The sequence below is a fragment of the Flavobacterium sp. FlaQc-52 genome, assembly GCF_044007495.1.
Lineage (GTDB): Bacteria > Bacteroidota > Bacteroidia > Flavobacteriales > Flavobacteriaceae > Flavobacterium > Flavobacterium cupriresistens.
This window is the reverse complement of the sequence record NZ_JBIPCV010000001.1, coordinates 792,555-808,914: the sequence shown is the minus strand read 5'-3', so window position 1 is coordinate 808,914 and position 16,360 is coordinate 792,555. Positions and strand designations below refer to the sequence as shown.

The 16,360-nt window shown below is 34.0% G+C and carries 2 protein-coding genes; one reads left to right on the top strand and one right to left on the bottom strand.

Annotated features, from left to right (window positions below):
* Window positions 1-23: 23 nt before the first annotated feature.
* Window positions 24-899, bottom strand: a complete 876-nt coding sequence (locus ACHRV5_RS03200; protein WP_395425732.1) for a TIR domain-containing protein — start codon at window positions 897-899, stop codon at window positions 24-26.
* 1,779 nt (window positions 900-2,678) lie between these two features.
* Between ACHRV5_RS03200 and ACHRV5_RS03195 the strand changes: the two genes are divergently transcribed.
* Entirely contained in the window at window positions 2,679-16,334 is a 13,656-nt protein-coding gene (locus tag ACHRV5_RS03195; protein WP_395425731.1) for an SDR family NAD(P)-dependent oxidoreductase, read from the top strand.
* Window positions 16,335-16,360 lie beyond the last annotated feature (26 nt).

Here is a 16,360-nt window from a genome sequence, read left to right as displayed (position 1 = left end):
TCTTGTACGACTATTAGGCACAGTTATAATTTATTCATATCAATTTCATAGCCTGAGTTTCTTAACTCTTTCGCAATTTTGACCTGCCAAGCTTCGTCATCGTCCATTTTTACATAAACAACACCAGAAATGTCATTAGGTGTTTCTATCTCATTTTTAACCAAAGCGCAAACATTTTCTCGACCAATTTTTCCAATTAGAAAACCGTGTTCAAAAACAACATTTTGTCTTGCACGATTTTTAAGATCTGGGTTTTCTTCATTTTTCGCTCCAATATCACAAGGTGTGTACAGTACAATACCAAAACCTACATTTGAGTAAGTCTCAATCTTTTCAATAACTGTCTTGCTTCCGCTTGCTTGTTCGTGAAGTATTATTGGAATTAAACCCAGTTTTTCAATAAATCTTGCTGTTTTTGATTTTGCGGCTTCATCGTGTCCGTGAACAATAAATACTTGTGATTTATCTAATTGGACAATTTTAGTTTTGGGTAAAGTATTATCTTGAACACTAGTTTTTAATAGTTCTGTCTTGGCTCGTAATTTTTTAAGATTACTTAATTTAGTTTCTATTCTGGATTTAAATTTTTGTAATTCTTGGGTAGGGGTTGGGTTTCGCCCAATTACACTAATAGAGATAGATCCTGCACTATCATAGCTTTTTTTGTACTCATTGTATTCTTTGTTAAAAGCTTGTTTTAAAAATTCAGAATTATAGTCTGACCAATTATTAAAGTCTTCTTTGTTTTTTGCTAAGTCAAGTTGTGTCTGAACTGGATATTTATATAAATCTTCTCCTAATTCAATTCTTTCCTCTAATGTATTGTTAAAATCAACTTTAGATAAAATTAATTCTGTTGGTGTATTGTCCAAGCTAATAGGTTGTACTTTTTTCGCCATATTTATATTCGTTTCGTTTTTTAAATAATTGTGCCTAACTTATTTATTGGAGTCATACAATGGTTCCAATAATACCAAATTTAATCAGCTTTATGTCATAAGTTAATATTTCTTAAAGGCGAATATAGGAAATATCTTTATTAATTTATTCCTGTTGTAGATATAAATTATACTAATTATTTATACAGTATATTTTTAAATTAAACTACCTTTTTTAGGGGCAAATCTAGGTAGAACCAATAGGGATAAATAAAAGAGATATTTTATAAAAAGTCCGAAAAAGAGTTACTTAAAAAGTAAGAATGTAAAAAATCCTGCCGGAGCAGGATTTAATATGTGAAAGTTTTATTTTAATAAAATGGCACCATATAAACCAAGTATCATTAATGAAAGGGTAATAAACACGCCTAACATCCATCTTGATTGTTTTTTAAATCCCTTTTTCTAAATCTTATCTAGTAGCTAATTGCCATGTGCTATGTTCTATTTCTTTATCTATTTTATAGTTGATTTAGATAGTTAGAATTTTATTTTTAATTCTACGAGTGCAAATGTGCAAGTTTTAATTTTTAGATGTTTTTTTAAGGTCAACAATAATCATATCAAAACTTATTGCAAACACAATTAGGCTAATTTGAAATATTTTTCTTCTTCAAAAAAAATACGCCCCCGCTCTCCAAAGTGCTCCTCAAAATCGCTGCGCAAATGTCTCTGACTTTGCGCTTTTTAAAAAAGTCTAAAAAAAAAACTAAACCTCTAAAAAGTCTCTGACTTTAAGCAAATTTAGTGAATGGTATATCAAAAAAAACGATTTTGAATCTACTAACATAATGTCTTATTTTTATTATTTAGAACACAATCGAAAAAGTCAGGAGACTTTTGAGAGCCTAACGTTTTTATAACAGATAAAAAAGTTGCGCAAAGTCAGAGACATTTGCGCAGCTTTTCATTAGAACTCTTCGGAGAGCAGGGGATTTCCTATCCGAAACAATTTGCCTTCGAGTTTAAAAGGGTTTTGAACGTGATAGCATAGAATTTATATCCTGTTTAAATGGAATTGATTATCCTCTTGAAAGAGTGGAACTTTACTTTTAAATTTTACCGCTATGAAAAAGAATAAAATATCCTTCGAAACAAGGTTTTGGGCTGGGTTCGTGGCAGGAAATCCATCTGAGGTATTTGATGCCATATTTGACTTTGCACATCTCGATTATTATAAACAGAATTTAACTAAATCGGTTCTCTAATGCTATAAGAGGAAAGCCTATAGTGAAATCCTATAATTTTCACTGTCTCCTGGGCCTAACAAGACTCGAACCTTAATGATGTATGTAGTAATTATATCAATTGATATTTAGAATACAATATGAATAGTAAAATCACAAAATACGATCTAACTTTTCCGATGATTTTATTTTATTTAAAAATTGGAACTATCATAAAAGCCCGTAATTTTTATATCAAAAGCCCGTAATTTTTAGATAGATGTTGTTGTTATTTTCGCGTAAAATCGATTATGCCTAAACGTTAAAAATTAATGTTTTTAAGGGAAATTTAGACTTTGTAGAAAATAGTTTAGAATAGAAATGAAGAGTCTTACATGATCTTTCAAAATGGTTACTAAATTAAGTTGTACAATAGAAAGTTGGTTGTGCCCGAAAAATATAAATGTTGAATTTGACGCCCAGTATATGAGATTAAAAGCTTAAATGTTTATAGTGTCTTTAATAATCAATGTGAATTTACTTCTATAATAAAAAAAGGCAAAATCATCCAAAAATGAATACTTACTGTTTAAAAAGAGATTACTCTCTAAATATCCCTCAGATGTTATATGGGAGAATGTCTGAGAATTGGCTTTTAAAAGAATTAGGGGATATTCATTGGGAAATGATATCAAAAGGGTTGGGAGCTCCTTCTGATGCTATCTTTGATAGTAATGGTGAACGTCTTTATGCCAGTTTTGTTAGAATACAATGGAGCTGCCAAAACGATATAGGATTAAAAAGATTTGTAGAGAACGATGAAACGATAATCGAGTCCTGTTTAGAACAGTTTAAAACTAAAATGTTTTTAAGCAATGGAACTGTAAAAAACAGAACAAGTGATAGTACTTTGCAAACCTCAATGATCTCAATTTTTTCAGCGAGAAAGAATGACGATAATCAAAATTTAGTCAAAGGGACACCTGTTCAAAAAGACGATTCCAAAGTACCATTATTAAAAATAATACCTAAATACGTTAAAGCTTTTTTTAATGTAAAGAATCACATAGCTTCTTTACCTACTGCCGAGGAAGAAACGTCTAACAAGCATTATTTTTATGATTCAGAGTTTACTATACTGGCAGAACCGCTGTTTACCAGAACTTATGAAGTAGAACCTTATGACGATATTAACGGCGTAGGGCTGTTATATTTTGCTTCTTACCCAAATATTAGTGATAAATGTGAACGCCATTTTTTTGAAGAGCATATTCTTGTAGATGGAGAAAAAATAAACTGGGCAATTCATGCTATTTGTACTGCGAGAGATATTCATTATTATGGAAATGCTAATCCTAATGAAAAATTAATATATCAACTTGATCAAGCCCTTTTGGTAGATGATTTAACCATACGATTAACATCGTCATTGTACAGGGAAAAAGACGGTCAAATTATTGCCAAGATTTTTACGGTAAAGAAGCTAAATCAAAAAGTAAGTATAGCAAGTGAAATTGTAGAAAGGGTAAAGAAAGAAAACGAAATTTTACAGAATGATAAAAAAAATGCGTCTGTTAAAAATGAAGTAACAGAAACTCCCAAGAAAGTTCACGAAGAAATCGCTGATAGTAATATAAAAATAGCGCCCGAAGAACTTTCGGATATTATCATCGGCTTTTTTAATTCAGTTTATGAAAGTAGTGAAGTCGATTTAAATACAGACTTACGCAAATTAGGTGTAGAATCAATCATTTATACCGAACTATCAGAGTATCTTAATCTGGAGTGTGGATTAAAAACAAATCCAAGTCGATTCTTCGGGTTGTATACAGTCAAACAAATTATATCGTATTGCTTAGGGAAATCTGTAAGTGAAGATCAGAAGATAGAAGAAAAAAATGAAAACCATAGTTCTGATATAGCTATAATAAGTACTTGTTGCAGATTACCTGATGCCGATACTCCCGAGTTATTTTGGAAGAATCTTAAAGATGGTATTTCATCAATAACAACTACACCGGAAGGTAGATGGATTTGGCCTGAAGGAATCGAGAATAAATATGAAGGAATAAATTATGGAGGCTATTTAAGCGACATAGACAGTTTTGATTCTTTATTTTTTGAAATTTCTCCCAGAGAAGCTCAATTAATGGACCCGCAACAGCGAATGCTTTTACAATTAACTTGGGAGTTGTTCGAAAATGCAAAACAAAAACCAAGTCACTATAAGAAGAGTAATACCGGTGTGTTTATTGGGGTAAGTGGTAGTGATTATGAACGTGTAGTGACAGAAAATGACGCAACACAAGAAGGAATTGTTACCGGTAATGCAATTGCTCTTTTAGCGAATCGTATTTCTTATTTTTATGATTTTGAAGGGCCAAGCATGAGTATTGATACAGCTTGTTCTTCATCTTTAGTAGCTATAGCTGAGGCAGTAAAAGCGTTGAAACAAAAACAATGTGATCAAGCAGTTGTGGGAGGAATTCATTTGATGTGCCATCCGACAAAAAGTATAGCGTACAGTAATGTAAATATGCTTAGTAAAGATGGAAAATGTCACACTTTTGATATACAAGCAAACGGTTATGTAAGGGGAGAAGGTGCTGTTGTAATGCTTTTAAAACCTTTAGATAAAGCTCAGGAAGATGGGGATGAAATCTTAGGAATAATTAAAAGTACAGAAGTTAATCATGGAGGTTATTCTGGAGGAATTACGGTACCTAATCCGTTTCAACAACAAAAATTAATAACTAATGCCTATAAGCAAGCTGCTGTTCCGATAGAAACGGTTAGTTATATAGAAGCACATGGAACAGGAACAAAACTGGGAGATCCTATTGAAATTAAAGCACTTAAAGATGCTTTTGAACAAATGCAGCATACTGATTCAGTAACAAAATGGTGTAGTTTAGGGTCTGTTAAAACCAATATTGGACATCTGGAAGCTGCTTCAGGAATTGCTGGATTATTAAAAGTGCTGTTGTCAATGCAAAACCAATATTTGCCTGCGACATTAAATTTTGAAACATTAAATCCACATATCGAATTAGAAAACAGTCCTTTTAGAATTCAAACTGAGGGACAAGTATGGAAATCATCTGCTAACGTGCCCCTTAGAGCAGGAGTTAGTAGTTTTGGGATAGGAGGAACTAATGCGCATGTAGTAGTCGAAGCATATGATCAGAATCCGAAATTAGATATGGACAAATACATTCAGCTACCGATGCAGGTGTTTGTATTATCAGCTTTAAACCAAGAAAGTTTAGAAAGATATGCTCATGAAATGTATAACTGGATCCAAAAGCAAGAAGTAATCCAATTAGCTTCTTTTGCCTATACATTACAAACAGCCAAAGAAGAATTTGTAGAGCGATTAGCATTTACATATAAAGATTATAATGACTTAATAAATAAGTTAGAAAGCTTCCTTTCGAAAGAAAAGAAAGAATCAGCATTGTACTATATAGAAAATATAAAACAATGCAAAGAGGTTCATAAAGAGGAGTCTATAGCAGAGCAGTATATAATCGAACAAAATTTTGAGGCACTAGCTATGTTTTGGAGTAAAGGAGGAATTGTAAAATGGGAACAATTATATGATAAGCTTCAAATTTCAAAGATCGCATTGCCAACATATCCATTTGCTAAGAAAAGATTTTGGATAGGAAAAAAAATTGAAAGAAAAGAAAGCCAAACCATTTCAATTATACATCAAGCAGAGCTTACAAAAGAAACGATTATACCTCCTCAAGAAAACGTAGTAGTCTCCATGGAATCAAAGAAGATTTTTACTGCAGCTAAAATTAAGCTTGTGCCTTTAAACCAAATACCTGCTGTTGCGAAGGAAGTTGTTTCCGTATCTCCTTATCTGGGAGAGAATTTAGAATTACTATTATCTCAAATATTAGGAGATTTATTGTATCTGGAACAGGAAGAAATTAAGGAAGATCAGACGTTTGCAGAGTTAGGTTTAGATTCTATTTTAAGTGTTGAATTTATAAAAAAGATAAATAAAGCTTTAGGGATTTCTGTAAGTACGGCAAAGCTGTATAGTTATCCTTCGGTAAAAGAGTTAGCCAATGCATTTAAGATACTAGTCCGACCAACTATTGCAAATAAAAAAGAAGACGTTGTTAAAATTAAGTTGCAAGCAATCGAAACTTTTGGTGATCCGCAAATTACTATTGAGAATGAAACGGAAGTACTATCGACTGAAACTCTAATGGAGGGGTATGAAGAAAAGCTAATTGAACTTCTATGTGATTTATTATATGTGACCCCGGAAGAATTAGGACCCGACCAGACTTTTGTTGAGCTGGGATTAGATTCTATTTTAGGAGTTGAATTCACGAAAAAAATCAGAAAACAATGGAATATTGATTTTGCTACAGCACAATTGTATAGCCATCCTACTGTAAAAGAATTAGCAGTATACTTACAGGTAATAAACAGCAATGACGAGGTTTTAATCACTCGCGAGAACAAAACATCTTTATCAAGTAAAGAAAGCGATAAAAATTATGCAGTACAAGATAATTATAGCGCTCAACATCCTACTATTCAAAAGGAGTTGTTGCTATTGGTATCAGAGTTATTGTATTTGGAAGAATCTGAAATAGACGACACACAAACTTTTGTAACATTAGGTTTAGATTCTATTTTGGGAGTAGAATTGGTGAAGAAAATCAATAAAAAATGGCAGCTTTCAATTCCTGCATCACAAATTTATAGCTATCCTAATGTAGAAGAATTAAGTAATTATATAATATCAAGTCTTGAATTAACAGCAACTAACGAAACAAAAGAGTCTTTTGTAGAAAGCATTGAACAGGAAATTATAAATGTATTTGAAGAAGAGGAGCTAAAAAATATTCTGGCAGAACTTTTATACTTAGAGAAAGAAGAAGTTTCGGGTACAGATACTTTTGTATCATTAGGTTTAGATTCTATTTTGGGTGTAGAATTTGTCAAGAAAATAAACAAAGAGTTTGGTACACAATGCCCAACATCCTTACTCTACAGTTATCCAACTTTATCTGAGTTGTATGCCTATTTGGCTTCAAATTATAGAATTAAAAGCAACAGACAAGAAGAAGGAAATGGTAGTATTAATTCTTTTTTTAAGCCAGTTGCTATCATTGGAAATATAGAAAAGGATAATGAATCTGATATTGAATATCACTTAAGTATCGCAAATACACCATGTTTAAGAGATCACAAAGTATTCGATGAATACATTTTACCAACAGATGCTTATGTTGAATTATTATATAGTTTTTTTAGAGAGCAATTAGGCAAAAAAAGCTTGACGTTAAAACAATTCCGCATCTCGGAAGTTTTAATTGCCCAAAAAGGAGAAACCGTTCCTATTGTACTGAATTTAAAAAAAGTTAGCGAAGGAATAATTCGCTTTATAATTAGTAACAAAGAATCACAGAAGGTTTATGTTAGGGGAACTATTGTAGAAGAAGTTGGTTTAATCGATGATTTCCTTTATACACCTAAAGCATCAGGAACTAAGCTAGACCTCGAAGCATTAACAGATTGGACTAAAGATATTTTGTCTGATAGTTATTTTCAAGTAAGAAAATCTCTGGAAATTGAAGGAGAATTTGCTAACGGTATCGTTGCAGTTACAAAACCACAGAATCGGGCTATTAGTTATGTGTCTCAGTGGTTAGATGGAGCACTATTATTTGCCATACAGTATGCAGCAATACAACAACGTCAAGGAAAAATAGATGGAGTCATGTATTTGCCTTACCGTATAGAAGCGATCAATATTCACGCAGCGGCACAGTCTGATGTAAATTATGATTGTCGTATGATTTGCCATGAAGCAGACGATGATAAATTTCTTTTTTCGATAGAAATAGCTTCGGATTATGGTAAGTTGATCACAATTAAAAACTTAGAAGTTGTAAAAATTGATCAGAAGCAATTAGCAGTACAACAAGAAAGAAAAGTAAGCGCAGAAGTGCAGGTAGAGGATATTGTAAATTCTAAGAAACCTATAGCATCTGATGTGGCTATTATCGGAATGTCATGCCGTTTTCCGGGAGCAGAAAATGTAGTAGCGTTTTGGGAAAATTTAAAGGAAGGTGTCGATTCTATTTCCGAAATAGATTTAGAACAATGGCAAGACATCGATTGGTATGATAAAGACCCCAAGCAGCAGAAAAAATCGTATAGTAAATGGGCTGGTTTTATAAAAGACAAAGATAAGTTTGACCCATTGTTTTTTGGAATATCACCTCGTGAGGCAGAAGTAATGGATCCTCAGCATCGTTTATTTTTACAAGAATGTTGGAGAACAATAGAAGACGCAGGTTATACATCAAAAGCAATTGATAAACAAAACATAGGAGTTTTTGTAGGAGCAAGTTCAGGTGATTATCAACAGCTATTGGCACAAAATCAAGCTGACAAAGAGGGCTTTGCTTTTATGGGAAATTCCCAAGCAATATTGGCGGGAAGAATTGCTTTTTTACTGAACTTAAAAGGACCAGCTTTAACGCTGGATACGGCATGTTCATCTTCGTTAGTCGCTATTGATAGAGCGTATCAAAGTATCGTATCCGGAGAATCAGATATGGCTTTAGCAGGAGGCGTAAAATTAATGTGTACACCGTTATTGCACATTTGGACAAGTCAAGTAGGAATGGCTTCTAAGGATGGAAAATGTAAAACCTTTGATAATAAAGGCGATGGTATTGTTTCATCAGAAGGGGTGGGTGTACTATTCCTAAAAAGGTTAGATGCCGCTATAAAAGACGGAGATCAAATACATGCTGTAATTAAAGCTAGTGGTATCAATCAAGATGGTAAAACCAATGGTATTACTGCGCCTAATGGGGCAGCACAAGCTTTACTCCAACAGCGCATTTATAACCAATATAATATAGATCCGGCAACCATTAAATATGTAGAGACGCACGGTACCGGAACTAAGTTGGGAGACCCTATAGAAATTGAAGCACTAAAAACGAGTTTCGGTACTAAATCAGCATTAGATAATAGCTGTGCACTAGGATCGGTAAAAACAAATATTGGTCATGCTGCTGAAGCTGCAGGGGTTTCGGGAGTCATTAAGACCATACTCATGCTTAAGAACAAGTACCTTGTACCTAGCTTGCATTTTGAGCAGCTCAATGATGAAATATCTTTAGAAAAGTCCCCATTTTATATTAATACTGCGCTCAACCCCTGGCAACTTAACAACGAAAATCTTAGACGTGCAGTTGTAAGTAGTTTTGGATTTAGCGGAACCAATGCCCATTTGGTTTTGGAAGAATGTCCGGAATTACAAGCGGATACAATGGCAGATGACGGTACGGAACAATTAATACTACTTTCTGCTAAGACAGAATATAGTCTTAAAACGCAAGTGCAGCAAATGTTGGATTACCTTAAAGAGTCTAAAGAATCTTTAAGAGCAATTGCGTACACGCTACAATTGGGAAGAGATGCTATGCAAGAACGATTAGCCGTCATAGGAAACTCTAAAGAAGAAATCATACAACATCTGTCTAAATTTCTTGATACATCTAATCATGTAGTATTAAGAGGAACAGTTGAAAAGCGAAAAAAGAGTACAACATCTATTAGTTCAGAGGAATTAGATACTGCTATCCTCAAAAAGAACTACAGAATTCTTGCGGAAACATGGATTTCGGGGATAGAGATAGATTGGGCACTTGTATATGATAAAGAACAGATAAGAAAAGTTCAATTGCCAACATATGCCTTCGAAAAAGACAGGTATTGGATAGAACCCGTAAAATCAAATATAATAACGGAATCGGCTTTAGAGCCTGTTCAGAATCAATTGCATCCATTAGTACATCGCAATGTTGTCACATCGGACGGGCACATGTATGTAAGCACGTATTCAGGACAAGAAACGGTTTATAAGGACCATGTAGTGGATGGTAACAAAGTTCTGGCAGGAGTTGCTTATATAGAACAAGCTAGTATTGCTTTAGCGGAAGCTACTTTGAAACGAATATGGGGACTGAAAGACATTTTTTGGCAACAACCTCTTTTGGTAAATACTCAAAAAGAAGTATTTACCAGAATATATGCAGACTCAAAAAATCATAACTATGAGATTTATACTAAAGAAAACGGAAGTATTTTAATTCATGGTAAAGGAACTGCTATTTTGGAAGAGCCATTGCAACCCGAAAAAATAGAGGTAAGAAGGTTGTTGAGTTTAAGTCAAAAAAAGATTTCAAGAGAAGAATTCTATGCTTTTCTGAAAACAGAAGGTTTTGATTTAGGAGTAAGTTTTAGGGGAATACAAGAGCAGTATTCAACCCCGGAATTTTCTATTTCGAGAATACAGTTGCCTTTACAAGAAGGTTACAAGATGCAACCGGGTGCTTTGGATAGTGCACTGCAAAATGCATTAGGTTGGATTATGATCGAGGGAGTATTAAGTCAGGCACTCCCGTTTAGTATGAAAACATGTTATCGATTTGTGGATCAATTGCCGGAAACATTTTGGTCGTATGCTCGCAAAAGTAAATCAAACCAAATAACGGATAAAGTTCAAGAATATGATATAGATATTTTAGACGAGCAAGGTAATGTTTTAGTGCAATTTCAACAATGTGTATTTCTTCCAGTAAAAGATAAAAGAAAAAAAGAGTCAGGTAACGCACTGGATATCCAAGAAGTTGTATGGCAAAAAGTGGCCTGTCTTAAAAATCAGGATTCGGTTCATAGCCATACAATTGTATATATGATTGGAGGTAATCCAATTTTGGAGGATGCTATCAGAAATTCTTATGAAGCAGAAATTCAATCGATAACTATTGAAAATGAGATTTCGACTTATATCCAAATTTTTGAAGATGTAAAACAAAGACTTCATACAAAAGAAAGAATACAATTAATTGTTCTAGGTTCAAACGAAGAATATGAACAGTTTGGATTCCTTTCGGGAATGCTGAAAACACTAACATTAGAACATCCTAATTTAGAAGGGAAAGTAATTGCTATTGAAGATTTTTCAATTCATAATATCCATGAGATACTTGAAATATTAAATAAAGAACAATTTAATAAAGCAGTTGAAGTACGATATACAGCTCTTGAAAGACTCGAAAAAAGAAACGCAGAATTTACGATTCATAAACAGCAAGATGACTTAGTTAAAACATCAGGAGTATATGTATTAGTAGGCGGTACCGGAGCGATAGGGCGTACCGTTTGCGACTCTATTCTTGAAACTTTTGACACTAAAGTGATTCTGTTAGGAAGAAGTGAACAACCTAACAAAAGAGTGCCTGAAGGGGCATATTATTATCAATGTGATAGTACGGATGCATCCTCTGTTTCCAGCGTTTTTAAAGAAATTAGGAAGCAATTTGGTACAATCAATGGTATATTTTATCTCGTTGGTAGTACTGCTGATGGTTATGCAAAAAATAAAACGGCAACAGAGGTTGCAAAAGTTTTAAAAGCAAAGATAGAGGGTATCAAGAATATTGATAGAGAAACGAAAGAGGATTCTTTAGATTTCATGGTTTTGTTCTCTTCTCTAGCCGCTATTCATGGCAATATAGGGCAGATAGATTACGCGGCAGCGAATACTTTTCTTGATGATTATGCAAGATATAGAGAAAATCAGCGTAGCAAAGGAAATCGCTACGGGATAACTAAAAGTATCAATTGGCCTTTTTGGAAAAATGGCGGAATGCAAATTAATGCCCAGACAGAAACATTTTTACTAAAAAAGTGGGGAATGCAGGCGATGCCTAATGAAGAAGGTATAAAAGCATTAAAACAAATTTTGAACTCAGATTGTGTTCAAGCTTCAGTTATCTATAAAGTTTCATCAGAAAAGGTTCCGGTGAAGGTAGAAAATACGACCAATTCTTATAGCATTTCGACCAAAACGTTGCTGGAAAAATTAACGCAACTAGCAGCTACATTGGTTAAAATGAATCCGCAGAAAATAATTTCGCATATAGAACTTGGAGATTACGGATTTGATTCGATTTTATATACACAGTTCTGCAATGAAATTAATGAGCTTTTTGGATTGGATATAACTCCAACATTGTTCTTTAATTACCCAACGTTAGAGGAATTAGCAGCACATTTAGAATCGAATTATGCCCTTTCGGTAGAGGAGGATCAAGCTCTCAATGATGAAAAGGAGAACATAGCGATTGCTACAGTTCGAGAAGAGACGGAAAAAGCAAGTTTTGATACCGATTCAAATAAAGTTGCGCGTAGAAAAGAAGTAGCCATAGTTGGTATGAGCGGGCGTTTTCCAGGTGCGGCAAATGTAGATGAGCTTTGGGAGCACTTAAAAAATAAAGAAGATTTAATTACAGAAGTTCCTGAAAGCAGATGGGATTGGAGAAAGTATTATGGAGATTCACAACAGGAAGAAAATACTACTTTATGCAAGTGGGGAGGTTTTCTGGACGGTATAGATGAATTTGATCCTTTGTTTTTTTATATTTCGCCCGTAGAAGCAGAATTGATGGATCCTCAGCAACGATTAGTATTGCAAGAAGTATATCATGCTTTAGAAGATGCGGCAATTTCAATCAATACAATTAAAGGAACAGACACAGGGGTTTTTATTGGAGTATCAAGTTCAGATTATTCAACTTTACTAAAAGAGCAGACAAATCAAGTTGGTATGGCACAATTTGCAACCGGTTCTGCGCATTCCGTTTTAGTAAATAGAATATCATATATTTTTGATTTGCATGGTCCAAGTGAGCCTATCGATACAGCATGTTCCAGCTCTTTGATAGCAATTCACAGAGCAGCAGAACATATAAGAAATGGTCATGGTACATTGGCAATTGCGGGAGGTGTAAATGCTATTTTATCACCTGAGTTAACATTGTCATTTAGTCAAGCAGGCATGCTAAGTAAAGATGGTCGTTGTAAAACATTTGATCAGGCTGCAAATGGTTATGTAAGAGGAGAAGGCGTTGGAATTTTAATATTAAAAGATTTAGATCAAGCCATTAAAGATAAAAATCCTATTTATGGAATTTTAAAAGGAAGCGCGGAAAATCATGGAGGAAAAGCTAATACTTTAACGTCTCCCAATCCAAAAGCCCAACAAAGTTTACTAATAAAAGCCTATAAAACAGCAGGAATAGATCCTGGATTAGTAAGTTATATTGAAGCTCACGGAACAGGAACACCACTAGGCGACCCGATTGAAACGGAAGGCTTAAAGTTAGCTTTTGAAACATTATACAAAGACACTGAGTCTTCTTATGGACAAGAAGCTCATTGTGCTATTGGTAGTATCAAAACAAATATTGGACATCTGGAAGCTGCCGCAGGAGTAGCAGGAGCAATCAAGGTTTTGATGGCAATGAAAAACAATAAAATCCCTGGAAATCCATTATTACATCAACCGAATAATTACTTGAAGTTAGAGAATACTCCTTTTTATCTTCAAAAAGATACAACAGATTGGAAGGTGAAGGAAGGGCAACATAAAATTGCCGGTGTAAGTAGTTTTGGTTTTGGAGGTGCAAATGCGCATATAATTATTGAAGAATATATAGAAGATCAGTTAACAAATCATTCTCCAGAAGCATTACCTGTTTTTGTATTATCAGCCAAAGATTCTGATGGTTTAAATCGTCTGGTTAAATCGATGATTGAGTATTTATCATGTAGTAATGACACTGGTTTTCAGGATGTATTATATACGCTGCAGTCCGGAAGAGAAGTGCTGGAATGTCGATTGGCATTTGTTGTAAATAATCGAAAAGAATGTATCAATCGATTAAATGAATTTGTTGAAACTAATTATGTATCAAGCGATATGTATATTGGTAATAATGAAGATACTATTCATAGTCCTGATAAAGAAGATATTCAGGATATTATGAACAATTTGATTAGAGATAAAGAGGCAGATACAATTGCCAGATTATGGAGTCAGGGTGTAGAAATGGATTGGGAACTTTTATATGGAAATAAAACACCTCAAAAAGATCATTTGCCTACCTATCCTTTTAAGAAAGATCGCTATTGGTTTGTTTCTACAAAAAACACTAAAGAAACGATAGCAAAGACTTATCAAAAGGCGCATCCATTAGTACAAACAATTGTAAATGATTCAACTTACGAAAGTGTTTTTTCCGGTCTGGAACCCATTTTTGCTTCACATAAAGTAAATGGAATAAATGTCTTACCGGGTGCAGCGCAAATAGAATGGATTCGCGAAGTAGGAAATCAGTACAAGAAACAAGCTGTGACCAGGATTACTGATGTAGTCTTTAGAGAACCTATTCAAGAAAATGACAACGAACGAGTTGAGGTTGTTGTTGTATTAGAAGAAACTGAAAAAGGGTTGAGTTATGATTTTAGAAAGAAATCAGATCCAACATCTATTTACAGTAATGGTAGTATTCAATACGATTCACTGCCAGCAATAAAATCAGTAGCGATAGATAATATAGCCTTGCGATTGCCTAATAGTTTAAGTCAGGAAGAGTACTATAAACTGCTAAAGGATAAAGGAATCACTTACGGAAAGCATTTTCAGGGTATCCAGGATATTATGTATTCAGACACGGAAGTCCTGACTCAGATTTATTTGACAGAAACGCAAGAGAACTATATGCTTTCACCGTTTTTACTGGATAGTGCAGTACAAACCGTGATGGGGCTTAGTTTTGGGTTTGATAAAAAGAATGCGACAAAACTTCCTTTTCGCGTCAAAGAGGTCAGGATTTATAAAGAATTACCACAACAATTTTGGTCATATGCTAAAAAAATAGAGCCAAAAAACGGAGAAGCACTTCCAACTTATGATGTAGATTTAATTGGTGAAGATGGTGAAATCTTAGTTCAATTTGAAGGTTTTGTTGCTTTAGATATAAAAACAGCACCTACACAAGAACCCTATTCGATAGACGATTTGATGTATGTGTCTGAATGGAAAAGAGAAACATTATCTAAACAGGAAGAGAGCCATAACGGAAATGCCTTAATTATTTCTTATAAAAATAAAAGAAGTAAGATGGTAAATGAATTGAGAGAATATTTAATCCATAAAAACGTAGCCATTTTTAATTCTGATGAATTGTCTGTAATACCAGAAAAAATTACAGCTGTCTATATTGTTCATGATGCACCTGAGGAAAACACCTCTACAACATTAGAAAGATTTTGGGAGAGAAATGAATTAGAAGTCTTTAAACAGCTCAAAAAACTATTGTCTTCTCCTTACATACATAAAGAATTAAACATTACTGTTTTATCAGATCGTACACAAAAAGTATTGATCAGTGATAAAGTACAGTATCAAGGCAGTGGGATTTTGGGATTAATGAGTTCATTAGCCAAAGAACAGGGCAATTGGAATGTTCGTATTATCGACGTAGATACATCAGATAAAATAACATCTCAGGATATTATGCGGTTATTAAGAATACCGTATGACGCTAATGGAGAAATAATAGCGTATCGTCATCAAAATACCTATACAAGAAATCTATATCCTTTAGAAGCACAAACGATTACAACCAAATTTAAAAAAGGAGGTGTGTATGTAATTCTGGGCGGTGCAGGTGGTATCGGAAAAGTTACTTCGGCCTATTTGGTTAAAAAATACCAAGCCCAAATAATTTGGTTAGGACGTAGTCCGGAAAACCAAACCATCCTAAAAGCACAAGAAGAAATAGCAGAATGGGGACCAAAACCGATTTATATCCAATGTAATGCAATTTTAGAAAAAGAAGTAAAAGCGGCTTATCATAAAATTAAGCAAACCTATCAAAATATTAATGGTGTATTTCACTCCGCATTAGTACTTAGGGATTGTTTAATTCACCAAATGGACGAAAGTACTTTTGTCGAAGTTTTTGAATCCAAAGCAACCGCCAGCCATTATTTGATAGATGTATTTGCCAAAGAATCATTAGACTTTATATGTTTTTATTCCTCAATGCAATCTCAGGTAAATGCTTTGGGACAAGCAAATTATGCAGCTGCCTGTATGTATAAAGATAGTTTTGCTTATACGGTTCAACAAAAATACAATATCCCGGTACAGATCATTAACTGGGGCTATTGGGGATCTGTAGGTGTAGTAGCCTCAGATGGATACAGAAATAAGATGAAACAATTAGGCATTGGCAGCATAGAAGCAGAGGAAGGAATGGCAATTTTAGAAGAAGTCATTGCGCAAGAATACCAACAAGTTATTGCTGCAAAATTTTTATAAGAGCCTAAGATCACACTAATCGAAAC

Excerpts from the sequence above, each read along its gene's own strand:
- ACHRV5_RS03200 (WP_395425732.1), bottom strand. The coding sequence starts at position 899 with ATGGCGAAAAAAGTACAACCTATTAGCTTGGACAATACACCAACAGAA.
- ACHRV5_RS03195 (WP_395425731.1), top strand. The coding sequence starts at position 2,679 with ATGAATACTTACTGTTTAAAAAGAGATTACTCTCTAAATATCCCTCAG.